Source organism: Brucella sp. IR073 (assembly GCF_049065735.1).
GTDB lineage: Bacteria > Pseudomonadota > Alphaproteobacteria > Rhizobiales > Rhizobiaceae > Paramesorhizobium.
Genome location: NZ_JBAKHD010000007.1, coordinates 124,934 through 147,632 on the forward strand (window position 1 = coordinate 124,934; position 22,699 = coordinate 147,632).

The window sequence follows — 22,699 nt, forward strand, 5'->3', positions numbered from 1 at the left end:
TCTGGTTTGACGCGGTTTCCCGATCAGAACGGGAAATTCTTGTAGTTGCTCTTATCCGCGTCGACCCAAGCCTGTCCCTGGATGATGATGCCCTTGCCGGGTCCCTTGATGACGGTCATCTTCTCATAGCCGGGCACGCCAAGGTCCATGCCGTCCTTGATTTCCTCACCCTTCAGAACGAGATCGGAAACCTTGTTCATGACATAGCCCGCATCCTTCGGATCCCAGAAGAAAATCTGGTCGACCGCGCCGCTTTCGAGATAAGGCCCGGTATCCCTAGGCAAGCCCAGACCATAAACACAGGTCTTGTCCTGCAGACCGGCTTCCTCAACGGCGCGGCCAATGCCGATCACATCGATGGCCGACGATCCCTGAAAGCCCTTGATATCGGGGTATTTGCGCAAGATTTCCTTGGCCTTTTCATAGGCGCGGTTGGCGTCGTTGAACGACTCGTTCTTTTCGGCCACCAGTTCCATCTCAGGGTATTTCTTGGCGTTCTCCGCGCCGGCATCGACCCACTGATTGTGCGTCAGGCTGCCGAGCGATCCGACGAAGGAGGTCCACTTGCCGGATTTGCCCATGCATTCGGCGAGCTTTTCATTCATACGGGCGCCGAATGCCTTGTTATCGAAGGCTTCGATATCCACGTCCGTATTCTTGAGGCTGTCGCCTTCATGGGTAATGACCTTGATGCCGCGCTGGGAAGCGCGCCGCAGCACGCCTTCAAGCGCCGATGGGTCCATCGGAACGACGGCAATGGCCGATACGTTCTTGGCAACGAGGTCTTCGATGATGCGGGTCTGCTGCGCGGCATCGGCCTTGGCGGGGCCAATCTGGCTTGCACTGACATTGGGGTTGTCCTTGCCATAGGCATCGACCCCCTCATTCATGCGGATGAACCAGTTCTCACCGGTAACCTTGACCACGGTCACGATGGACGGCTTTTCCTGAGCGAAGGTGGTACCCGCCATCACGGCGCCGGCAAGCGCGGTCCCGGCTATCAGTTTGGAAAATATGCTCATATTTCTCCTCCATTGATATAAGCAGATGGTTTCTATTGTCGTTTTGGCCTGAGCCAGTAGCTGAGGTGCAGGCGGCCCGACGCCAGAAGCGCCAGCAGCAGGACACCCCAGGCGAGGTCACGGAAGAAGTTCGAAATATTCATGAAATTGAACAGGCTCGAGAGAATCTGCAGCGCCGTGGCGGCCAGCAGGACGCAGAGCACCTTGCCATAACCGCCCTCCGGTTTGACCCCGCCGAGCACGGCGATCAGGATCGCGATCAGCACGTATGAGCCGCCATAATCCCATTTCACCGATGAATTGCGCGCTGCGATGATGATTCCGGCGACGGAGGCGAGAAGCCCGCACAGCGTATAGGTGATCAGCAGCATCCGTTTTTCATTGATGCCGCCATAGCGCGCAGCCTTGGCGTTGCTGCCGAGCAGCATGAGTTTCACCCCGAAAGGCGTGAATTTGAGCAGGAAAGCCAGCGCCGCCGCGATGGCAAGAAACAGCGCGAAGCACATGGGAATGCCGAGAACGGGCATATTGCCGAAATTATCGAGCGGCTCGATATAGCCCATGCTGACGGCGGAACCATTGGTCAGAAACACGGCGATGCCCGTGAACAGAAGCTGGGTTCCGAGCGTGGCGATCAGCGGCGTGAGCCCTGCATAGGCGATCACGGCTCCGTTGATGAGACCGCCGGCCAGTCCGACGGCGAGGGCGAGACCCGCAAAGACCCATGAAAACAGCAGGGGCGCATCGTCCATCGAAATATACTGGCGCGTCAGCAGAAAGGCGACGATGCCTGCCAGATTCGCCAGCGCAATGCCTGAAAGATCGATACCGCCATTGCCCGAAATCATCGCCAGCATGACGCCCAGCGCGAGAAGGCCGAGTTCCGGAACCTGCGAGGCCATGGACTGCAGATTGTAGCTGTCCATGAAATTGGAGCCAGCCAACAACGCGCCCGCGGCCAGCACGGCAATGTTAATCAACGCAAGAAATAAGGTCTGCCAGTCCCGGCCATTCACTGCCAACTCGTCCTCCCTCGGCTGAAGTGCTTTGCGCTCTTCATCGGGCCCGCCGCCTCCACGGCCGTTGGCGATTGAAACCATCGCCACCCATTTTTGACATTTGTCAGGTTATTTTGTCTGTTGTCAATCCTGGTTTTGCGGTGAAGTGTAATTTGCGGTGGCGCCGCTTTCATTGACATTTGTCGAAAAGATATCGAACATTGTCAAGAGATAGATTGCGGGTGGCCTGGGAAGTGCCGGATAGCGGATTGTTTTTAGACAGAAGCAATTTGCATTTTCTCCAGCCTGGCGGCGGAGGCAGCGTTGAGGCATGGATTCCTGTGACAAGCACAGGAATGACGGATTGCTGGATTGTCTCTGATAACCTTCGACTTCAAAGCATGCACAACGGCTTACACTGGCGAACCGCCATCTCCACTTCCGTCATTCCTGTGCTTGTCACAGGAATCCATGCCTCGACATTTCCATCGCGACAACGGTGTAAAGGGTTTTGAGTCATTCCGTCTAAAAGCAATTTGCTCTCGATGGCCAACCCGCAGTCAGAACCTCCCGACGCATAGGAAGCCGTTATACAGGGATTCAACACGAGGCCCGCTGATCGCCGCGGACGGAAGCGTACGCTCAAGCCCCGCCCTCTTCAGCAAAAGCATCCCGCATGGCGCTAAGGATGATAATGGCGGAAGCCGAGCCGGGGTCGATATGTCCTAACGACCGCTCGCCCAGCCGCGCTGCACGGCCGCGCATGGCAATCATCGACCGCGTGGCATTGGCGCCGTCCTGGGCGGCAGCGAGGATGCTGTTCCACATTTCGCTTGGCGTCACCTTGCGAGCAGCCGCTTCCATGGCGGCTTCAGCTGCCGGAATCCAGGCATCGAGCATGGTTTTGTCGCCGCGCTGGCCCTTGCCGCGCTCCTTGATGCCGGCGGCTATGGCTTCGATAATGATGGCCTGGTCTGCCGGAGACAGGCTTTCCGTCGACGTCAAGGCTTGGGCGGCCTTGCGGAAGGCTGTGGCATAGAGCGGGCCGGTCGATGCGCCGGCGGCGTTCAGAAAGGCTGCGGCGGCTGTGGAAAAGACATCGGACGGCGATTCGCGGTCGAGGTCGAGCTTGGCGAGTTCACTGTTAACAGCGGCGAAGCCGAGCGACATGGTGATCCCATGGTCGGCATCGCCGATCGCGCCGTCGAGATCGGACAAATGATCCTGCTGCGCGTCGATGGCGATGGATATCAGCTGGAACATCCGGCTCAGGCGGCGCGCTGCATTTTCAGACATTGGATTTCCTCAACTCAACCACGAAGTCCTGCCGTTCGCCCCGGCAATTCAATTTACTTTTAGAAATGCAGTGTCGCATGGATGGCGAAGCAAGTCCGACAGCTCATTGTCCAGATGCAGGATCGAGATCGAAGCGCCCGCCATATCCAGCGAGGTGCAGTAATGCCCAACCCAGCTTGCCTCGATGCCGATATCCTTGGCCTTCAAACGCTGCGCGACGCGCCGGAACAGAATGTAGAGCTCCATCAGCGGCGTCGCTCCGAACGAGTTGACGAGAACGGCAACGCGGTCGCCCGGCACCGCCGTCATTTCGGAGAATATCCGGTCCATGATCCGGTCAGTGATTTCGTCCGCAGGCATCATCCGGTCGCGCACCACGCCGCGTTCACCGTGAATGCCCATGCCGATCTCGATATCGTCAGGCCCGATTTCGAAATTGTGCCGCCGGGTTTGCGGCAGCGAACAAGGCTCAAGCGCCACTCCGATAGTGAATGTCCTGTTGTTTGCCTTGCGCGTGACAGCTTCGCATTCAGCGAGCGAGAGGCCTCTGTCACAGGCCGCCCCGGCTATCTTGAAGACGAATATATTGCCTGCGACGCCGCGTCGTCCTTCGCGGTCTTCGACGGGTGACGAGGCGATGTCGTCGGTCGTCAAAACAGTGCGGACCTCTATGCCCTCCTCATGGGCCATTTCCGCCGCCATTTCGAAATTCATGACATCGCCGGCATAATTGCCATAGACGAAGAGGACGCCGTTGCCCCCGGACGCCGCTTTCGCGCATTCCAGAATAGGGGCAGGGGGAGGGGAGGAAAAGATATTGCCAATGGCGACAGCGTCGGCGAGCCCCTTGCCGACATAGCCCAGAAAGCAGGGCTCGTGCCCGGTGCCGCCGCCGATCACGAGGCCGACCTTGCCCTTTCGGGGGCCATGCTTTGCCACCAGACTCCGGTTTGAGCCTTTTACGGGCTGGATATAGTTGGCATGCGCCTTGGTGACTCCGTCAAGCATTTCCTCGACCACATCGTTGGGATTGTTGAGGAACTTCTTGATGTGCGTACGGAAATTGGCGGCAGGCTGGGTTGCGTCCGCAGCGCGCGAACGCTGCGATGCCTTTTGATCGAACTCTGTCACGCCATCGGCGTTCAATATGCCGCGCCCCGTCGCGGCGTCGGTGACAAGCACGTTTATATATCCGCCCCGAAGCGCGGCCAAGATTGCCTGTACCTTGTCGAATCCTCCGGCAACAGCGATGCGCGTTCCGATATTTTTCAGCATATCCAGGGAGATGCCGATGGTCCGCTCATCGAGGAGACCGGCTACGGGATGCCCGTGGGGATCGATGAAACGGCCGGCCACCACACCAACGGCTTTTTTTGCCAGATAGTCCTGGATAGAAACGGATTCGAAAAAGCCGCTGGTGTGAATGGTGGAATTCGGGCGAAGCGACGAAACACCGAACAGCGCCTTATTGGCGCGTGCCAGGACGGCGAACTGTTCTTCCAATAATGGTTCCTGCAGCAGTGCCGTGCGGACCTCCACGCTGGAGACGATTGCCGGCGCGGTGATGTTGACCAGCTTGGCTCCGACTGCCGTGGCAACCGCTGACGCACAAAGCTCCGGCGTGTAGCTGAAGGTGGCGCGGGTGCCGCCCGTCGCCTGGACCACCGTCATGTCCTGAAGGTTGGAAACCGACAGTTTTTCTGCAATCGACAGCGTCGTACGGCCCCAGGCGACCGCAAGCGTATCTCCTGACTTCAGGAGCTTCGCCAATGCCTGTGCGCCAGCGGAGCCGAGGCGGTCTATCAGCGCCCGCGATCCATCATCGCTCGGCACGACCAGGCAATCGGCAAGGCCGAAATGGCGCTTGAGTTCCTGCGCGATGGATAATGCGCTGAGCCGCTCGGGCTCAATGGAGATGTTGACGATACCCCGCTCCCGCGCTTCCGCGAGATAGCTGTTCACCGTCGCGCGCGATATGCCCATGATTTCGGCAATTTCGCCTTGGGTGCGGCCTTCCTCGTAATATAGCCAGCAGGCCCAGACATAGGGGTCATCGCCATAGCGAAGCGGCATGGCGCCAGTTTCCTCCGATAGCTCCGCTTTATTGACTGCTGCTTTCTTCGCTGATGACATCCGTCTGGCAACTCTGCGTTCGCGCCTGTAACGGCGTCGAAGATGACCGCGATATGGGGCCGGTTCAAGCGGTTTTCCGCAATAAGCGCATGGCCGGATCGAGCCCGGCCATGCAGATAGTGACGTTCGCTTGCAAAGCGCCGAAGAATTTGCGGTCAGCGAAGCTTGTGCGACGCGCCGAGCGACAGTTCCTTCAAGATGATGGCACAGGACGTGGCGCCCGCATCCAGAACGCCGAGCGAACGCTCGCCGAGCCGGCTGGCGCGGCCGATCTTTGCCACAAGATGGATTGTTGAATCGCGGCCCCGTTCGGCTGCCGCGATGAGCGCTTCGAGCGCATCGGAGAAAGATTTCCCTGATGCGATCGCCGCGTCGAACGCTTCGACAGCGGGCACGAATGTGTCGAGCAGCGTCTTATCGCCGACTTTCGCAGATCCGATCGACTGGATGCCGGCAAGGCCTGCATGAAGCATCTCACTGAACGCCTTCGCATCGATCTCTTCGACGCCTGCGAGCTTCTCGGCAAATTCGGTGAACATGACGCCATAGAGAGGCCCCATCGACCCGCCGATCTCCGTCATAAGCACGGTGCCCAGCGTATCGAGGGACTCGCTCAACGAAACGTTCCTGCCGCGAAGGCGTTCGGCGGCCATGCTGAAGCCCTTGGCCATGTTGACGCCGTGGTCGCCGTCGCCGATCTTGCCGTCGATCTCGCTGAGATAAGCCCGGTTCTCAATAATCCGGTCGGCTATAGCTAGAATGATGTCACCGGATGCGGCGTTGCTGAATGTCTGCATGTCTCAATTCTCTTACAGAAGCGCTGCGCACTGAACTTCCACGTCGAGAAGTTCTTTGAGTTCCGCGTCGAGCGCCATGACGGTCAATGTCGCGCCCACCATTTCAAGCGACGTGAAGTAGTTGCCGACATAGGTGCGGTAGATCTTCAGGCCGCGGCCGGTGATTTCCGCTTCGATCGTATCGTTGAGGATATAGAGTTCATTGAGCGGCGTCGCGCCGAGGCCCGAAACAAGCACGGCGACTTCGGTTCCCTCGGGGAGATCATGGTCGTCAAGGACGATCTTGCACATGTCCCTGGCAATCGCGTCGGCGGTCTTCAAGGGCTCGACCCGCACGCCGGGTTCGCCATGATGGCCAATGCCGACCTCCATCGTGCCCGGCTCGATCTGGAAGTTCGGATGCCCGACCGCCGGCAATGTGCAGGGGCCAAGGCCGACGCCGATGGAGCGGCAATTGTCGATGGCTTTCTGGGCGGTGGCGCGCACTTCTTCCAGCGACGCGCCGCTGGCGGCCTTGGCGCCGCCGATTTTCCACATGAAGATTTCGCCCGCCACGCCGCGGCGCTTTTCCCGCTCTTCGAAGGGGGCCGAGCATACGTCGTCATTGGCGACGACTGTGGCCACTTCGATCCCATCCTTGGCGGCCATCTTCACCGCCATCTTCACATTCATATTATCCCCGGCATAATTGCCGTAGAGGCAAACGACGCCCTTGCCGCCATTGGCTTCCTTGATGGCGTCATGAAAGCTCTTGGCCGTGGGAGACGAGAACAATTCGCCGACGGCGACGGCGTCCAGCATGTTCCGGCCGGTATAGCCGATGAAAGCGGGTTCATGGCCCGATCCGCCGCCGGTGATGACGCCGACCTTGCCCTGATAAGGCGCGTTTCTGGCAGCGATCACGCGCGGGTTTTCCGCGAGGCGAACAATATTGGCGTGGGCTTTCACAAAGCCTTTGACGGTATCTTCGACGACCTCATCGGAGTTGTTGATGAATCGCTGCATAATGTCTCCTATAAGCTTTGAGCCAATCGCTCACAGTATCGTATAGCCGCCGTCGATCAGGAGGTCGGCGCCGGTGATCATGTCCGCTCCGGCGGATGCGAGGAATACCGCCGCCGCGGCAATCTCCTCCGGATAGGCGAAACGGCCTGCCGGGATACGTTTTTTGGCGGCTTCGCCTTTTTCGCCCGCCCAAGCCTTTTTGCCGAGCTCGGTCAGGACGATGGTGGGGGAGATGGTGTTGACGTTGATCCCGTGACGGCCCCATTCGGCGGCGAAGGTTTTCGACATGCCGATCACCCCGAATTTCGAGGCGCAATAGGCGACATGCTCTTCGATGGCGACTGTGCCGGCCTGCGAGGCGATATTGATGATCTTGCCGCCCTGGCCTGCTGCAATCATGGCCTTGCCCACGGCCTGGGTGATAAGGAAGGTGCCCTTCAGGTTGATATCGATGGTTTTGTTCCAATGGTCGAGCGACAGCTCCTCCGCCGGCGCGAGGAACACGACGCCAGCGCTGTTGACCGCGATGTCGATCCTCCCAAAGGCGGAGATCACATCGGCAATGGCGTTATTGACCGATTCCGGTTTGGAAACGTCGCAGGCAAACGGCTTGGCACTGCCGCCGATTGCGTCGGCCTTGGCGGCGGCGATGGATAGGTCGATGTCAAGGATGGCGACCTTTGCGCCTTTCGCGGCGAAGGCGGACGCGATGGCCGCGCCGATGCCTGAACCTCCACCGGTCACCAGGGCGACCTTGTTCGAAAGCGGAAAATTAAGATCGATATGGGGCGTTGCTTCGGTCATTCTTTAAAGCCTCGGTTGGCGATGCGGGACGAATGTTCGCCCCGCATCGGTGTGGTTACTTCCGGGTTTCCAGCAGCTTATCGACGTTTTCCGCGGTGACCGGAGTCCAGGGGACGTTGTAGACCTTGTCCTTGCCGTCATTGAACGGCATGTCAGGATATTGGGCCCAGATGTCGGATTCCGGCTTGTAGTCCCCCTTTTTCGCGTGGAAGATCGCCAGATCGAGCGCGCCCTGCGCCTGGGCGCGGGCATCCTGCAGGATGCTCGTCATCGTCCCCTCCTTGACGGCGCGCAGGGCATCGGTGATGCCGTCGATACCGGCAATGGCGAAGTCCTCCGTTTTCAGATTGGCGGCCTTGATGGCCTCGATGGCACCGAGCGCCATTTCATCGTTCTGACCGATAACGCCGTTGATCTGGCCCGGATGGGCGGTCAGCCAGTTTTCCATCAGCTTCTGGGCTTCGGCTCGCGACCAATTGGCGGTCTGGTCTTCCAGCACCTTGACGTCGGGGCATTCTGCGAGCGCTTTCTTGTTGCCTTCCAGGCGCGAGATCTGCGCGGATTGGCCGATTGGGCCCTCCAGGATCACCACATTGCCCTTGCAGCCGATTTTGTCGAGGACGGTCTTGGCTTCCATGTAACCGGAGACAGTATCATCCGAACCGACATAGGACGCGAGAAGATCGGAGTTCACGCGGGTGTTGGAGCCGATAACGGGAATACCGGCATCATGCGCGGCCTGCACCGCAGTGGCGCCGGCTTCGATGTCGATGGGCACGAAGATGATCGCATCATATTGCTGCGTGATCATCGTGTTGAACTGCTCCTGCTGGACGAGCGCATCATAGCGCCCGTCGAAAACAGTCAGCTCGACTTCGCCCTTCTTGACGGCCGGATGCTCTTCGAGGGCCGCCGACCAAATCTGCATGAACTCCGCGTTTAGGCCGTAGACGGCGGCGCCAACCTTGATCTTCTTGTCCTGCGCCACCGCTGGCGAGGCCATCAGGGCTGTCGCCGCGGCAAGCGCGATCAGAAATTTCTTCATTCTTTCTCTCCTCCGTTGATTTCCCCGGCCGCCCGATGACGCCGGATATCGGGATGCGGCTCGCCGCCCCCCTCTGTCAGGGACTTCAAGCGCCCTGATTTCGTTTGTGGTCCAGCATGACGGCGCCGACGATCAGCGCGCCCTTCAGGACCTGTTGGTAATAGGATTGGACACCCATCAGGTCTAAGCCATTGTTCATGACGCCGATGATGAGGGCGCCGATAAGGGTGCCCGTGATGCGGCCGACGCCGCCCGAGAGGCTGGTGCCTCCGATCACGACCGCGGCAATGGCGTCGAGCTCGTAGGAAATGCCAGCCTGCGGCAGCGCCGAGCCTGTCCGGGCCGAAAGCAGCATTCCCGCCAGTCCGGCCAGACCGCCCGAGATGATGTAGACCAGCAGGCGCAGCCGCGAGACATTGATGCCCGAGGTGATGGCTGCATGCGGATTGCCGCCGGCGGCATAGATATAGCGGCCAAAGCGTGTCCGGTTCAGCACCCACCACGAGGCCAGAAAGACAATCGCCAGCAGCACCACCGGCATGGGGATGCCGAGAATATTGCCGGTGCCGATCCAGCGGAACTCGGGTGTCAGGGCAGGGACCGGACGCCCGCCGCCGTAAAGCAGCGTCATGCCGCGCGCCGCCGAAAGCATCCCAAGCGTGGCGACGAAGGCCGGCACCGCAAAGCGCGAGACGATGATGCCGACAATCGCGCCGCAGGCAATCCCGACCAGAAGCCCTATGGGAAGGGCGAGGAAAGCCGAGTAGGGCGCGCCCGGGACGCCTGATGTCGATGAGGTAGTGGCGAAACTTGCGCTGACAATGCCCGCCAGCGCCACAACCGAGCCCACCGAAAGGTCTATGCCGCGCGTCAGAATGACGAAGGTCATTCCGATGGCGAGGATGCCGTTGATCGAGGTTTGCAAAAGGACGTTGGAGATATTCCCGGCTGTCAGGAAATATTCGTTCGATATCGAGAGCACCAGCGCCAGCAGGACGAATGCGACGAAAATCCCGTATTCCTGAATGATCAGTTTGCCCTGTCCGGAGTGGAGCCAGGCGCTGAGCGAGTGATTCTGGGTGGACACGGATAACTACCCCTCTAATAGCGGCGATGCCGGGTGTTCAGGCTGACAGATGGACGAGCGATTGCGCGTCGGCCTGTTCCCGGCTGTAAATCCCTGCGGACCGACCGCGACGCATGACCATGATCCGGTCGGACATGCCCAGTACCTCATCGATCTCCGAGGAGATCATGACGACCGTGCCGCCTTCCCCGGCGAATTCGCATATGATGCGGTAAATCTCCCGCTTGGCGCCGACATCGACGCCTCGGGTCGGTTCGTCCAGCAGCAGAACCCTCGGCTTACGAAGAAACCATTTGCCGAGGACGACCTTTTGCTGGTTGCCTCCGGAAAGGCCGGAAACGGGCATCGTGTCGCGCGCTGCCTTGATCTGGAATCGCTCGATCATCCGCCTGGTGGCATCGGCTTCCATACGCCTGATCATATTGAAGCGGGGACTGAACGCCGGGAGGCTCGCCATGCAGATGTTGTTGCGGACGCTGTCGGTGAGATTGAGCCCTGTCAGCTTGCGGTCTTCGGTCACGAAGGCGATGCCATGCGCCATAGCATCGGCCGGCTTGGTCACCGCGATCTCCCGGCCGTCGATCCTGATGCTTCCTTTGGAGAAAGCATCGAGTCCGAACAGGCAATTGAATATCTCGCTTCGACCGGAGCCCATCAGCCCGTATATGCCGAGGATCTCGCCTTTATGGGCAGTAAACGACACATCCTCGATCTTGCCCGGCGCGGTAAGCCCGGCGACTTCTATGCCCGGCGTACTGCCCGGAACATTGGTCTTGATATATTCCTCGCCCAGTTCCCGGCCGACGATCATGCGGATCAGTCCGGCCCGGTCGATCTCTGCCAAGCTGCCGCTGCTGATATAATTTCCATCGCGGAATACAGTGTATGAATCGGCGATCTGGAATATCTCTGAGAGGCGGTGGGATACGTAGACGATGCCTTTGCCTTCGGCCTTGAGACGTTCGATGGCGGCAAACAGCTGTTGCGCCTCCTTCTCGCCGATGGCGGAGGTCGGTTCGTCCATGAAAATGACTTCGGCATTGTGACTCAACGCCTTGGCAATCTCCACTAGTTGAACCTGCGCTACCGACAGGCTCACCATCAGCTGCGACGGGCGGATGTCGAATCCGAGCCTGTCCAGCAAGACTTGCGCATTCCGGTTCATCGTCTTGAAATCGATGCTTCCGAAACGGCCGGACGGTTCACGTCCGAGATAGATGTTCTCGGCAACCGTCATATGCGGAACCGGGCTCAGCTCCTGCTCGATGATGGCAATGCCTGCGGCAAGCGCTTCGGCAGGGGTGGAATAGGTGACCTCCACGCCGCGGCGGCGGATGGATCCGCTATCGCGCGTGTAAATTCCCATGAGAATTTTCAGGAATGTGGATTTCCCCGCGCCATTGCCGCCGCACAAGGCATGAACCGACCCGGCCCGCAATTGGAGACGCCCGTTCGACAGGGCGGTCACACCGCCGAAGGACTTACGCAGCCCATCGACCTCAAGCAGATATTCCACGCTGAGCTCCTCCCCATTTCCGGCCCGCGCCGGGTCGTAGCCGAGTGCCCCTCCCTCGGCCGTTTTTTACAATATTCGGAGAGAAGATGACATTTGTCAATTGCCCGATTAGAATCATTTTCCCGAACGCGCGAAGCCAAAGTGACGCCGTTCGCCTTGCCCACTGAAATTGCGCCTACCGTCTTGCATTTTGATGGCCGCTTAAATTATCTAAGCAGCGTTCTCAGGGCGGGGTGGAATTCCCCACCGGCGGTATCGGGAGAGATCCCGGAGCCCGCGAGCGCTTTCGGGATGATCCCCGAGAGGTCAGCAGATCCGGTGCGATGCCGGAGCCGACGGTATAGTCCGGATGGAAGAGAGCAATGCTGTGGCTGCCGCCCCTCGTGCCGGCAGCGCGTGGCTTTGTTCGCCCAAGGGATATTTTGCGCTCGGTCACGGGCACGAAGATGCCGCCAGCCGGCTAACCCTTGAAAGGCTTGAAATGACTATCTCTAAAATCGAAGACGCAATCGAGGCGATTGCCCGTGGTGAAATGGTCATCGTTGTCGACGACGAGGATCGTGAAAACGAAGGCGATATCATTATCGCATCGGACAGCATCACGCCGCAGACGGTCGCTTTCATGATGAACCATGCCCGCGGACTGATCTGTGTGGCGATGGAAGGCGAGCGGCTGGACGCGCTCGATCTGCCCCTGATGGTGCCGCGCAACACCGAATATCATAAAACGGCATTCACGGTTTCGGTCGATTATATTCCGGGCACCACGACAGGCATTTCCGCCGCTGACCGTGCCAAAACCATCCGGGCGCTGGTTGACGATGGCGCCCGCCCCGAGGACTTCGCCCGTCCGGGGCACATCTTTCCGCTGAGAGCCAATCCCAAGGGCGTTCTCGGTCGTCCGGGGCATACCGAAGCCGCCGTCGATCTGTGCAGGCTGGCCGGGCGCTATCCGTCCGGCACGATCTGCGAGGTGGCCAATGACGACGGGACGATGGCGCGGCTGCCTGAACTCATGCTCTTTGCAAGGAAGCATGGTCTGTTGCTTGTCACGATCAAGGATTTGATCGGGTATATGGAGGAGCGCACCCATGTGAATGGGGTGTTGGAGATGGCGGGAACCGAGGAAAGCCGGAGATCAGGCAATCCCGCGCGCGTCTAGTGCCGATTGTGTTTTGATGGAATCGCGAGACACCCCCCTCTGTCCTGCCGGACATCTCCCCCTCAAGGGGGGAGATTACGCCTTCATCGACGCTTGGCACCAATCGCCAACCTTGCAAAATGGACGCGGACCGCGATATCAGCCAATCTCCCCCTTTGAGGGGGAGATGCCCGGCAGGGCAGAGGGGGGTACTGTCCCGCCGATGCTTCCGTTTAAAAACAAAATACCCTAAAACCCCATCAGCCCCGATGCTCGCCAATGCGGGTCGCGATGGCCTTGGCTATCAGGGCGAGCGACATGGCGCCCGGATCGGGATGGCCGATGCTGCGTTCCGCGAGCGGGCGGGCGCGGCCGAGGCGGGGGGAGAGGGGCGCTGTCGCCTCCGCTGCTGCCTCTGCGACCGCGGCGGCATTGGTCCATGCATTTGCCAGCGATTGCCCTTCCGATATGCCTTTTTCCAAGGTATCCACGAAGGGAATGAGGGCATCGACCAGCGTCTTGTCGCCTATTTTCGCGCCGCCGATTCGCGTGACGTCGTTGACCGCGGCGCGCGCGCCCTCAGCAATGGCGGACGCATCCAGACCGTCGGTATCGGAGAACGCGCTGCTCCACGATCTCAAAAGCAAGCCCCAGATCGCGCCCGATGTGCCGCCCGCCCGGTCCGCCCAGGCGTCGCCCGCTGCCGCGAGGGCCGATTTTGCCCCGGCACCGCTTTCGATAGCCGCATGGATCGCCTTGTTCGCCGCGGTGGCGCCCCGGCGCATGCCCTGACCATGATCGCCATCGCCGGCATAGGCATCCATCCGGCCGAGATCCTGCTCGCTTTTATCAAGCACATCGACGATTGTGCCGAAGAGGGCGGCAAGGCAGGCCGCATCGCGTCTGGAAACCTCCGACGAAGGAGGAAAGGCCGATGTTTCGTCTTCGGCGCTCGGAACCGCCTCAATTCTCTCAGTCCGGAAGGATTCTCCGCGCCGGAAGGCGGGTGTGTCGCAGGGGGCGAGCCATAGCTGTTCAAGCTCATCGTCTAGCCAGGTGATGGTGAGGGAGCAGCCCTGCATGTCGAGGCTGGTGACGAGTTCACCGACTTCGCCGCCCACGATCGCGACATCATGAGACCGCAGCGTCTTCTCCACGGCGCTCCAGAGGACGAACAATTCCTCATATTTGGTCGCGCCGAGGCCATTGAGCAAAATCGCCGCCCGTTTTGCGTTGGCGGGCCGTTCCTTCAGCAAGGTGCTGACGAGGAGGCTTGCGAGCTCCGTCGCCGAGACGAGATCGGTTTCCTGAATCCCCGGCTCTCCATGGATGCCAAGGCCGATTGCCATCCGGCCTGCGGGCACCGTGAAGAGCGGCTCCTTTGAGCCCGGCAGCGTGCATCCGCCGAAGGCGACGCCGAGCGAAGTGGTTCGCGCATTGGCATGGCGAGCCACGCGTTCCACTTCGTCAAGCGACATTCCTGCTTCGGCGGCGGCGCCCGCGATCTTGAACACGATGAAATCCCCCGCAATGCCGCGGCGCTGGATGTGACGGTCGGCGGGCGCGCTCGCGACATCATCGGTGACGGTCACGATCCTGATATCGATCCCCTCTGCCCGCAACCGCTCTGCGGCGACGCCGAAATTGAGCACGTCGCCGGCATAATTGCCGAAGCCAAGCAGGATGCCGCCGCCGTGATTGGCCTTGCGGCAGACCCGCGCGATGGCCGCGGTCGAGGGAGAGGCGAAGATCTCACCGGCAACCGCCGCATCGGCCATGCCGGGGCCCACATAGCCTGCAAAGGCTGGATAGTGGCCGGAACCGCCGCCGACGATCACGGAAACCTTGCCGCGCGGCACTCTGGTCGAACGGATGACACCGCCTGGAACGAGATGGACGTAGCGGCTGTAGACATTGGCAAAGCCTGCAAGGGCTGAAGCCGCAAAATCCTCTACGTCGTTGAGTATCTTGGTCATTCCGCTCTCCTCCATCCAGTGTGCTTCGTTCCATGTGAGCCTCCTGCTTACAGCGGAAGCAAGATTTTCGACAAGCGTTTCGTTGCTGATGCGTTCGACTGCTGGCTCAGGCGATCCCGTGCCGCTCTCGATAATGTGACACAAAATCATCATAAAAAATGTGATTTTGAGATTGATTGTTGTGATTTCGCCCCATTTGGCGTAATGAGAATCTGATTGGAGGAATTTCACATGCCCAAATCGACATCCGGCCTTTTCGAGCTGGCCAATTGCATTCGCGCGCTTTCCATCGATGCCGTCGAGGCGGCCAATTCGGGCCATCCCGGTATGCCGATGGGGATGGCAGACGCCGCTGCGGTGCTGTTTTCCAATCATTTGAAATTTGACGCCGCGGACCCGTCCTGGCCGGATCGCGACCGTTTCGTGCTGTCGAACGGGCATGGCTCCATGCTGCTCTACAGCCTGCTCCATCTGACGGGTTACGAAGGCGTGACGCTCGATGAGCTGAAGAATTTCCGCCAATGGGGTTCGAAGACGCCGGGCCATCCTGAATATGGGCATACGCCGGGCGTCGAGACGACGACGGGTCCGCTGGGGCAGGGGCTGGCTGGAGCCGTCGGCATGGCCATTGCCGAGCGCCATCTCTCCGATGTTTTCGGCGCGGGCCTTGTCGATCACCGCACCTATGTCTTCTGCGGCGATGGCTGCTTGATGGAGGGTGTCGGGCAGGAGGCCGTTTCGCTTGCCGGTCATCTCGGTCTCGGCAAGCTGATCGTCCTTTACGACGACAATTCCATTACCATCGACGGCCCCACCTCCGTCTCCTTCACGGAGGATGTGCCGGCCAAGCTGGCGGCGTGCGGCTGGCATGTGCAGCGGGTGGACGGCCATAATCACGCCGCCATTGACGCGGCTATTTCCCAGGCGAAGGCGGAGGAGAGCAAGCCGTCGCTGATCGCGCTGAAGACCGTCATCGGTTTCGGCGCGCCGACGAAGGCGGGCAAGAATTCCTCCCATGGCTCGCCGCTTGGGGCAGCGGAAGCCGTTGGCGCCAAGGCCGCCATTGGCTGGACCTCGGCGCCCTTTGAAATACCTGCTGATCTCTTGCAGGAATGGCGCGCCATCGGGCGGCGGGGGCAGACGGCGCGCAGTGAATGGGCGGATCGGCTGGCGGCGGCAGAGCCAACGCTCGGCGCGGAATTCCAGCGGCGCATGCAGGGATCGCTGACGGAGAGCTTCGACAAGGCCATTGCGGAAGCCCGGACGCGGCTTTTCGAAGCGCCGCAAGCCGTCGCAACCCGCAAGGCCAGCCAGATCGCGCTCGAGACGCTGACCGCCGCGCTGCCGGAAATGCTGGGCGGTTCTGCCGATCTGACCCATTCCAACCTGACGCGGGTGGCAGCTGTCGATACGGATTTCACCGCCAGCTCTCCTGGGCGCTATGTCAGCTACGGCGTGCGTGAGTTCGCCATGGCCGCGGCTATGAACGGGATGGCGGTGCATGGCGGCATCATTCCCTATGGCGGCACCTTTCTGGTGTTCTCCGATTACTGCCGCAATGCCATCCGGCTTTCGGCTCTGATGGGAACGAGGGTGGTCTATGTGCTCACCCACGATTCCATCGGGCTTGGCGAAGATGGCCCCACGCACCAGCCGGTCGAGCATATGGCGAGCCTCAGAGCCTTGCCGAACCTGCATGTGTTTCGCCCAGCGGATGCGGTCGAGACGCTGGAATGCTGGGAAATCGCATTGCGCGACGGTAACAAGCCCTCGGTCCTGGCGCTTTCCCGGCAGAACGTTCCGCAGCTTCGGCGGGAGCCGGAAATGGAAAACCGTTCCGCCAAGGGCGCCTATGTCATCAGGAACACGGCGGGTAAGCGTGACGTGACGCTGCTGGCGACAGGCACGGAAGTCGCGCTGGCCGTGTCGGCGGCGGAAGAACTCGCAAAGGAGGGGATCGCTGCGGCGGTCGTCTCGATGCCGAGCTGGGACCTCTTCGAAGCGCAGCCTCGGGAGTATCGCCGCGAGATTCTCGGCAGTGCGCCAAGGCTTGCCATCGAGGCCGCATCCAAGTTCGGCTGGACCCGATATGTCGAGAGCGAGGACGACGTCATCGGCATGGACGGCTTCGGCGCGTCCGCCCCTGCCGAAGTGCTTTATGAAAAATTCGGCATCACCAGGGAAGCGATCATCGAGCGCGTCCGTGAAGTGACAGGTGCGGTCCATGAATCCGTTGCCTGATCTGAAGCTCGAGCTGGAAGGCGACGTCAGCGCGCTGAACCATAAGCCGGTGGAGCGCTATCTGTCCGGCTGGGCGGGCGGCGACACCGACCGCCAAGCGGTCGCGGAACTGCTTAAGGCGATCCTTCGCGGTGCCGCGGTTTTGTCGAAGCGCATCGCGGCAGGCAAGCTTCCGGGCGATCCGGGCCGGCTGGTCGGCTCGAACACCGATGGCGACCGGCAGAAGAGCATCGACGTCGGCTCGCACCGGCTTTTCGTCGATCTGCTTATCGCTGCCGGAGCCGCACAAGTCTTATCAGAGGAAGCGGAACTGCCCATCATGGGGCAGGCCGGTGGAAACTATGCCGTCGCAATCGATCCCCTGGATGGTTCCGGCAATGTGGGGCTTGGCGCGCCCCTGGGGACGCTCTTTTCTATTCTGCCCAATCGGGCCGGGGTCGATCCCTTCCTGCAGCCGGGGCGCGAGCAGGTCGCGGCAGGTTATGTTTCCTATGGCAATTCCGTCGATCTTGGCTTCTCGGTGGGCGAGGGGCTGGTGTTTGCCACCATGGACCCTGAGAGCGGGCGGTTCTTGATCGTCGCGGAGAAGGTCATGCTTCCCCGCGAAACCGCCGAGCTCGCTTACAACGCCTCCGTCTACCGCCATCTGCGGCCGGGCATGAAAGCCTATGTGGACGATTGCCTGCAAGGCAAGGCCGGCCCGCGCGGGCAGGACTTCAACATGCGCTGGCTGGGGGCGGCTGTCGGCGAACTGCACCGGATTTTGCAGAAGGGCGGTTTGTTCTTCTATGTGGACGATCAGCGTCCCGGCTATGAGCAGGGACGTCTGCGCCATGTCTATGAAGCGAACCCCATTGCATTCCTGTGCGCTTCAGCGGGCGGAAAGGCATCGGACGGGCATCAGCCGATCCTCGAAAAGCAGCCGCAAACCTATCACGGGCGCACCAGCCTCATCTTCGGGTCGGCTGAGGAGGTCGACACGGTCTGCGATTATATCGCCCGCCATCAATAGCAAGGGACAACGTCATGGCACGTATTACGCTTCGCCAATTGCTGGATCATGCCGCCGAACATGGCTATGGCGTTCCGGCCTTCAACATCAGCAATATGGAGCAGGCGCTGGCGGTGATGGAAGCTGCCGATGCGACGAAATCGCCTGTCATCATGCAGGCCTCGCGCGGCGCGCGCAGCTACGCCAATGACATCATGCTCCGGCACATGATGGATGCGTGCGTCGAGATTTATCCGCATATCCCCGTCTGCGTTCACCTTGACCATGGCAATGAGCCAGGCACTTGCATGACTGCCATCCAGTCCGGCTTCACCTCAGTCATGATGGACGGCTCGCTGGAGGCGGATGGCAAGACGCCCGCCGACTGGACCTATAATGTTGATGTCACGCGGCAGGTGGCCACCATGGCGCATCTCGGCGGCATTTCCGTCGAAGGCGAGCTCGGTGTTCTCGGCTCGCTGGAGAGCGGCATGGGCGATCAGGAGGACGGGCACGGCGCCGAAGGCCAGCTTTCACACGATCAGCTGCTGACCAACCCCGATGAAGCCGCGAAGTTCGTCGCGGAAACCAAGGTCGATGCGCTGGCCGTCGCCATGGGCACAAGCCACGGCGCGTATAAATTCACCCGCAAGCCTGACGGCGATGTTCTCGCGATGCATGTCATCGAGGAAATCCATCGGAAGCTGCCGAATACGCATCTGGTCATGCACGGCTCCTCATCGGTGCCCGAGGAATTGCAGGAAATCATCAACCGCTATGGCGGCGACATCAAGCCGACATGGGGCGTGCCGGTGGAGGAGATCCAGCGGGGCATCCGCAACGGCGTGCGCAAGATCAACATCGACACGGATTGCCGCATGGCGATGACCGGCCAGGTCCGCCGCGTGCTCACCGAAAACCCGGCCGAGTTCGATGTCCGCAAATATATGAAGCCCGCGATGGCAGCGCTGACGAAGCTTTGCCGCGAGCGTTTCGAGCAGTTCGGCACAGCAGGGCACGCCGAAAACATCGCGCCATTGACCCTCGCCGAGATGGCCCGGCGCTACAAGACAGGTGAGCTCGATCCGGTTCTGGCCTGACTTCCCCCGAAGGCCAGCACGGCAGCACCGCACGTCCTTTTGATGTGCGGTGCTGTTTTTATTTGGGGGGTAGTGCGTTTTGTTTTTTGACGGAAGCGTTGGCRGGACAGCGCCCCCTCTGTCCTGCCGGACATCTCCCCCGCAAGGGAGGGAGATTACGCCTTCATCTGTGCTCGGCGCCAATCGCAAACGTTGCAACGAGCGGCGGAAGGCAGTGCCAGCCAATCTCCCCCCTTGCGGGGGAGATGTCCGGCAGGACAGAGGGGGGCGCCTCGCGATGCCGTTAAAACGTAAATTGCGTTAGAACCTCAACCCATGGCACGCTTCCAGCAATGACACCGTCCTCCCCACCTCCCCCCGCCGCCTTTCCTCGCTCCAGCCAAGAGCAGCTCCCGTTATCGCCGCAACTTCTTCCAGACCGGATCGCGACAGAAACCCTTCAATCGCAATAGTCGTCCGGCGCATCACGATATCAGCGAGATGGGTGACCATTTCCGACCGTGCAATCCAGTCGATCTCGCCTCTTGTATAACCGGGGATATGTTCAAGCGATGCTTCGCTTTGGAAGTTCTTGAGGTGGGCGAGAACGACATCGCATGTCGTGCCATAGCGCGCCAGCAGCCGGCCGACGAGTTCGGGATTGAGCCCGTAGGTGTTGCTCCGCGTCTCGATCCAGCTGTTGCGGCTTGTCTCATCAGCCGGGAATGCGCGCCCGCCGCCAATGGGTTCCATCTGCGTGCTTTGGCGACGCGGCGCGGCGAGCTGTTTTAAAAGCGTATCGGCGACTTCTTCCGCAAATCCGCGGAACGTCGTCCATTTCCCGCCGACGAGGGAGACGATGGAAAAGGGCCGCTCCGCCGTGGGAGGGAGGAGGGGGGCCGAATGATCCCGGCTTATGAGTCCGGGCTGCGCGGCGTCGGATGCCGGCAGGGGCCGGATGCCGCTATAGGTATAGACGATCTGGCTTCGGTCGAAATGCATCCGCGGCAGCAGCGATTTCAAGCTTGCGAGGAAATAGTCGACTTCGTTTTCCTCGCATTTGATGTTGTCCGGATCATCCGCCTTGATATCCGTGGAGCCGACGAGAGCAAGGCCCAGATATTCGTAGACCAGGCAGATGCGGCCATCGTCTGCTTCGAAATAGATCATCCTTCCTTTCAGGCTCTCGACCAGTTCAGGATGCCTCAAGAGGATATGCGAGCCCTTCGTCCCGCCGATCAGCTTTGTCGGCTCGCCAAGGCTGGCATTGATCCTGTCGATCCAGGGGCCACCGGCATTGACGACGATCTTGGGCCGGGCGGTAAAGTGATGGCCCTGATCGTCCTTGAAGGTGAGCACGCCGCCATCGCGGCTCTCCAGTTCGGCATAATTCCGGGCACGGGAACCGGGGCTTGCTGCCAGCCCGTCGTTGACGAGTTCCCAGACCAGCCGCTCGGGCCGGGCGATCCTCGCGTCGTAATAAATCCCGCCCGCGACGATGCGCGGTGTTATCGCTGGCATCTCCTTGAGCGCGGCTTTGCGGAACAGGAAACGATGTTTGGGCATGACGCGGTGACGCGCGCCGTAGACGTCATAGAGCCAAAGGCCGATCTTTATGAGGAGTGCACCTCGGCTGCGCGGCGCAGTGGTCGATCCGGCAAGGGTGCGCAGTGCCGCGAGCGCGCCCTTCGCATAGGAGAAAGAGGGGAGGAATGTCGGAAGCGGCTTCACGCAATGGGGCGCATTGCGCAGGAGCAGGTTGCGTTCGAGTGTCGATTGGGCGACGAGGCCCAACTCGCCGGTTTCGATATATTTGATCCCGCCATGGATGAGCCGGGAAGGGGCGGCGCTGGTTCCGGAGCCAAAATCCGCTTTGTCCACAACAAGGCATTTGACACCTTGCAGGCAGAGCTCCCGGAATAGACCGGCGCCATTGATGCCTGCGCCGATGATTACTACGTCGTAATCATCGGAGAAATCGGCGTCGGCGCTTTGCGCAATCTGATCGTTCATGATTTCATTCCATCGGCGGCAGGTGATCCCAGTTTCTGGAGCTTCGGCCAGACAGGCTTCATCGCTTCCGTCAGTTCAAGAAACACCTGGTATTTGGCTTCATAGGCCGCGCGGCGCTCCGGGTCCGGCTGGTAAACTGTCTCGATTTCGCTGATATCTCGGGGATCGTCCGTGGGCTTGGCGTACACGCCGATGCCTGCGCCGGCGCACAGCGCGGCACCCCAGGCCGCTGCCTCCTCGGTTTTCGTCGCCGCGACCGGCATTCCCAGCACATCGGCAAAAAGCCCGGCAACCATCGGGTTTCTGGAAATGCCGCCGGTCAGCCGGGCTGTTTGGGGCGAGAAGCCGTCGCGCAAGGCGTCAATATGAATGCGATGATTGAAGGCGATGCCCTCGATGATGGCCCTGATGATATCACCGCGATCATGCCATGCGCTGAGACCGAAGAGCCCTGCGCTCGACGCACCCGCGAAAGGCGAGCCGAAAAGATAGGGATGGAAGATGACGCTGGAGGCTCTGTCCGCCGAGGCTGCGAGTTCTTGCGCCATCAACGCATGGATGCTTTCGCCAGCCTCTTCGGCGGTTTTTGCCTCCTCGGCGCAGAGCCGTTCGATGAACCAGTCATAATTGGCTGTCGAGGCCGGCGATATCGACATATTGTTCCACTCACCGGGCAAAATCCCGTTGCGGCAGAACCAGCGGGCATCGATTTGAGGCTGGTCCGAAACCGTTTCGTTGATCGAATAGGTCCCGGCGACAACAGCCACCACGCCTTCGCCATAACCGCCGATACCGAGGGCGGAGGCGGTGACGTCATGGAGGCCCGCAACGACAGGCGTTCCCGCGATAAGCCCTGTTTCCTGCGCCGTCGAAGCCGTCACGTGACCGGCGACGTCCACCGACGATGCGATGGGAGGACGTTTGTCCCACAAGGCTTCGAGGCCGAAGAGCTCAAAGGCCGCTTTGCTATAGGCCTGCGACCGGACATCGGTGAAAGACGTGCTCGCCTCGGTGCGGTCGGTGCCGATGGTCCCGCAAAGGCGATAGCGCAGCCAGTCCTTGGCGGCCATGAAATGGGCTATGTCGGCAAAGCGGTCCGGCTCATTGTCCTTCACCCAGCGCAGGATCGCCGAAGGCGCGGAAGCATGCGGGCGTTGTCCGGTCAGTGAAAGGGAATGTTCGGCGACGTTGCCGCTGTTCCACCGGTCCGCGACATCGGCCGCTCTGGTATCCAGCGACAGGATTGCCGGCCCGAGGGGCCGTGTCTCACGGTCGAGAAGATAGATGCCGTCGCCATGGGCGGTTGCCGCGATTGCCATGATGTCACCTGCGGGCCGCCCCATGCTGGCAACGGCTTCACGGATCGCTTCAGCTGTCGCGCTCCACATGAGCTCCATGTCGCGTTCCACATGGCGCGGCCGGGGAATGATCTGCGGAATGCGGCGGCGGGCTACCGAGAGGACGCGCCCGTCAATATCGAAAATGACCGCCTTGGTGACCGTCAATCCGCTGTCTATTCCGAGAATGCTCGCCATTTTGTCTTCCTGTGCTTTGG

At 60.6% G+C, this 22,699-nt stretch carries 17 protein-coding genes and 1 riboswitch; of the genes, 4 read left to right on the plus strand and 13 right to left on the minus strand.

The genetic code is table 11. The features are described 5' to 3' along the window. Positions 1-23: 23 nt before the first annotated feature. The 10 genes from ACOWVG_RS15710 to ACOWVG_RS15755 all read right to left on the minus strand — a co-directional run bounded on the left by ACOWVG_RS15710 (position 24) and on the right by ACOWVG_RS15755 (position 11,703). A complete protein-coding gene (locus tag ACOWVG_RS15710) occupies positions 24-1,022 on the minus strand; it encodes an autoinducer 2 ABC transporter substrate-binding protein (protein ID WP_420963253.1) in 999 nt (332 codons plus the stop codon). Between the two features lie 32 nt (positions 1,023-1,054). Next, positions 1,055-2,038 carry an ABC transporter permease gene (locus ACOWVG_RS15715; RefSeq protein WP_420963309.1) on the minus strand — a complete coding sequence of 328 codons (984 nt, stop codon included), beginning with the start codon at positions 2,036-2,038 and terminating at the stop codon, positions 1,055-1,057. 624 nt (positions 2,039-2,662) lie between these two features. Further along, positions 2,663-3,316 carry a dihydroxyacetone kinase subunit DhaL gene (dhaL, locus tag ACOWVG_RS15720; protein WP_420963254.1) on the minus strand — a complete coding sequence of 218 codons (654 nt, stop codon included), beginning with the start codon at positions 3,314-3,316 and terminating at the stop codon, positions 2,663-2,665. A 48-nt stretch (positions 3,317-3,364) separates the two neighbouring features. After that, on the minus strand, positions 3,365-5,449 hold the full coding sequence (locus ACOWVG_RS15725; protein WP_420963255.1) for a bifunctional sugar-binding transcriptional regulator/dihydroxyacetone kinase subunit DhaK: 2,085 nt from the start codon (positions 5,447-5,449) through the stop codon (positions 3,365-3,367). A gap of 155 nt (positions 5,450-5,604) precedes the next feature. Continuing rightward, positions 5,605-6,246, minus strand: a complete 642-nt coding sequence (gene dhaL, locus ACOWVG_RS15730) for a dihydroxyacetone kinase subunit DhaL (protein ID WP_420963257.1) — start codon at positions 6,244-6,246, stop codon at positions 5,605-5,607. A 12-nt stretch (positions 6,247-6,258) separates the two neighbouring features. After that, positions 6,259-7,251, minus strand: coding sequence for a dihydroxyacetone kinase subunit DhaK (locus tag ACOWVG_RS15735; protein ID WP_420963259.1), 993 nt, complete (start codon positions 7,249-7,251; stop codon positions 6,259-6,261). 30 nt (positions 7,252-7,281) lie between these two features. Beyond that, on the minus strand, positions 7,282-8,055 hold the full coding sequence (locus ACOWVG_RS15740; protein WP_420963260.1) for a GolD/DthD family dehydrogenase: 774 nt from the start codon (positions 8,053-8,055) through the stop codon (positions 7,282-7,284). 55 nt (positions 8,056-8,110) lie between these two features. Then, complete coding sequence (locus ACOWVG_RS15745; protein WP_420963262.1) at positions 8,111-9,100, minus strand: substrate-binding domain-containing protein; 990 nt, start codon at positions 9,098-9,100, stop codon at positions 8,111-8,113. Positions 9,101-9,185: 85 nt separating this feature from the next. Beyond that, positions 9,186-10,187, minus strand: a complete 1,002-nt coding sequence (locus ACOWVG_RS15750) for an ABC transporter permease (protein ID WP_420963264.1) — start codon at positions 10,185-10,187, stop codon at positions 9,186-9,188. A gap of 37 nt (positions 10,188-10,224) precedes the next feature. Then, the gene (locus tag ACOWVG_RS15755) at positions 10,225-11,703 is read right to left on the minus strand and encodes a sugar ABC transporter ATP-binding protein (RefSeq protein WP_420963265.1); all 1,479 of its coding nucleotides are present in this window, start codon (positions 11,701-11,703) and stop codon (positions 10,225-10,227) included. 215 nt (positions 11,704-11,918) lie between these two features. Then, positions 11,919-12,068, plus strand: a riboswitch (FMN riboswitch). A 116-nt stretch (positions 12,069-12,184) separates the two neighbouring features. Here ACOWVG_RS15755 and ribB point away from each other — a divergent pair. Beyond that, entirely contained in the window at positions 12,185-12,865 is a 681-nt protein-coding gene (gene ribB / locus ACOWVG_RS15760; protein ID WP_420963267.1) for a 3,4-dihydroxy-2-butanone-4-phosphate synthase, read from the plus strand. Positions 12,866-13,104: 239 nt separating this feature from the next. On the opposite strand, the gene ACOWVG_RS15765 is transcribed toward ribB, so the two are convergent. Further along, positions 13,105-14,820: a dihydroxyacetone kinase family protein gene (locus ACOWVG_RS15765; protein ID WP_420963268.1), complete on the minus strand. Its 1,716-nt coding sequence runs from the start codon at positions 14,818-14,820 to the stop codon at positions 13,105-13,107. Between the two features lie 231 nt (positions 14,821-15,051). On the opposite strand from ACOWVG_RS15765, the gene tkt reads away from it, so the two are divergent. Genes tkt through fba form a run of 3 tightly spaced genes read left to right on the plus strand, consistent with a single transcriptional unit; the run spans position 15,052 to position 19,152 of the window. After that, positions 15,052-17,061: a transketolase gene (gene tkt, locus ACOWVG_RS15770; RefSeq protein WP_420963269.1), complete on the plus strand. Its 2,010-nt coding sequence runs from the start codon at positions 15,052-15,054 to the stop codon at positions 17,059-17,061. Continuing rightward, positions 17,045-18,073 (plus strand): class 1 fructose-bisphosphatase, encoded by a 1,029-nt coding sequence (locus tag ACOWVG_RS15775; RefSeq protein ID WP_420963270.1) that lies wholly within the window; start codon positions 17,045-17,047, stop codon positions 18,071-18,073. Before tkt ends, ACOWVG_RS15775 begins: the two co-directional genes overlap by 17 nt. 14 nt (positions 18,074-18,087) lie before the next feature. Further along, entirely contained in the window at positions 18,088-19,152 is a 1,065-nt protein-coding gene (gene fba, locus ACOWVG_RS15780; RefSeq protein WP_420963271.1) for a class II fructose-bisphosphate aldolase, read from the plus strand. Between the two features lie 300 nt (positions 19,153-19,452). On the opposite strand, the gene ACOWVG_RS15785 is transcribed toward fba, so the two are convergent. Both ACOWVG_RS15785 and ACOWVG_RS15790 read right to left on the minus strand, forming a co-directional pair. Then, on the minus strand, positions 19,453-21,144 hold the full coding sequence (locus tag ACOWVG_RS15785; protein ID WP_420963272.1) for an FAD-dependent oxidoreductase: 1,692 nt from the start codon (positions 21,142-21,144) through the stop codon (positions 19,453-19,455). Beyond that, on the minus strand, positions 21,141-22,679 hold the full coding sequence (locus tag ACOWVG_RS15790; RefSeq protein WP_420963273.1) for an FGGY-family carbohydrate kinase: 1,539 nt from the start codon (positions 22,677-22,679) through the stop codon (positions 21,141-21,143). The genes ACOWVG_RS15785 and ACOWVG_RS15790 overlap by 4 nt, the downstream gene beginning before the upstream one ends. Positions 22,680-22,699 lie beyond the last annotated feature (20 nt).

Excerpts from the sequence above, each read along its gene's own strand:
- dhaL (WP_420963257.1), bottom strand. The coding sequence starts at position 6,246 with ATGCAGACATTCAGCAACGCCGCATCCGGTGACATCATTCTAGCTATA.
- ribB (WP_420963267.1), top strand. The coding sequence starts at position 12,185 with ATGACTATCTCTAAAATCGAAGACGCAATCGAGGCGATTGCCCGTGGT.
- dhaL (WP_420963254.1), bottom strand. The coding sequence starts at position 3,316 with ATGTCTGAAAATGCAGCGCGCCGCCTGAGCCGGATGTTCCAGCTGATA.
- ACOWVG_RS15785 (WP_420963272.1), bottom strand. The coding sequence starts at position 21,144 with ATGAACGATCAGATTGCGCAAAGCGCCGACGCCGATTTCTCCGATGAT.
- fba (WP_420963271.1), top strand. The coding sequence starts at position 18,088 with ATGGCACGTATTACGCTTCGCCAATTGCTGGATCATGCCGCCGAACAT.
- ACOWVG_RS15735 (WP_420963259.1), bottom strand. The coding sequence starts at position 7,251 with ATGCAGCGATTCATCAACAACTCCGATGAGGTCGTCGAAGATACCGTC.
- ACOWVG_RS15740 (WP_420963260.1), bottom strand. The coding sequence starts at position 8,055 with ATGACCGAAGCAACGCCCCATATCGATCTTAATTTTCCGCTTTCGAAC.
- ACOWVG_RS15725 (WP_420963255.1), bottom strand. The coding sequence starts at position 5,449 with ATGTCATCAGCGAAGAAAGCAGCAGTCAATAAAGCGGAGCTATCGGAG.
- ACOWVG_RS15710 (WP_420963253.1), bottom strand. The coding sequence starts at position 1,022 with ATGAGCATATTTTCCAAACTGATAGCCGGGACCGCGCTTGCCGGCGCC.
- ACOWVG_RS15745 (WP_420963262.1), bottom strand. The coding sequence starts at position 9,100 with ATGAAGAAATTTCTGATCGCGCTTGCCGCGGCGACAGCCCTGATGGCC.
- ACOWVG_RS15775 (WP_420963270.1), top strand. The coding sequence starts at position 17,045 with ATGAATCCGTTGCCTGATCTGAAGCTCGAGCTGGAAGGCGACGTCAGC.
- tkt (WP_420963269.1), top strand. The coding sequence starts at position 15,052 with ATGCCCAAATCGACATCCGGCCTTTTCGAGCTGGCCAATTGCATTCGC.
- ACOWVG_RS15765 (WP_420963268.1), bottom strand. The coding sequence starts at position 14,820 with ATGACCAAGATACTCAACGACGTAGAGGATTTTGCGGCTTCAGCCCTT.
- ACOWVG_RS15790 (WP_420963273.1), bottom strand. The coding sequence starts at position 22,679 with ATGGCGAGCATTCTCGGAATAGACAGCGGATTGACGGTCACCAAGGCG.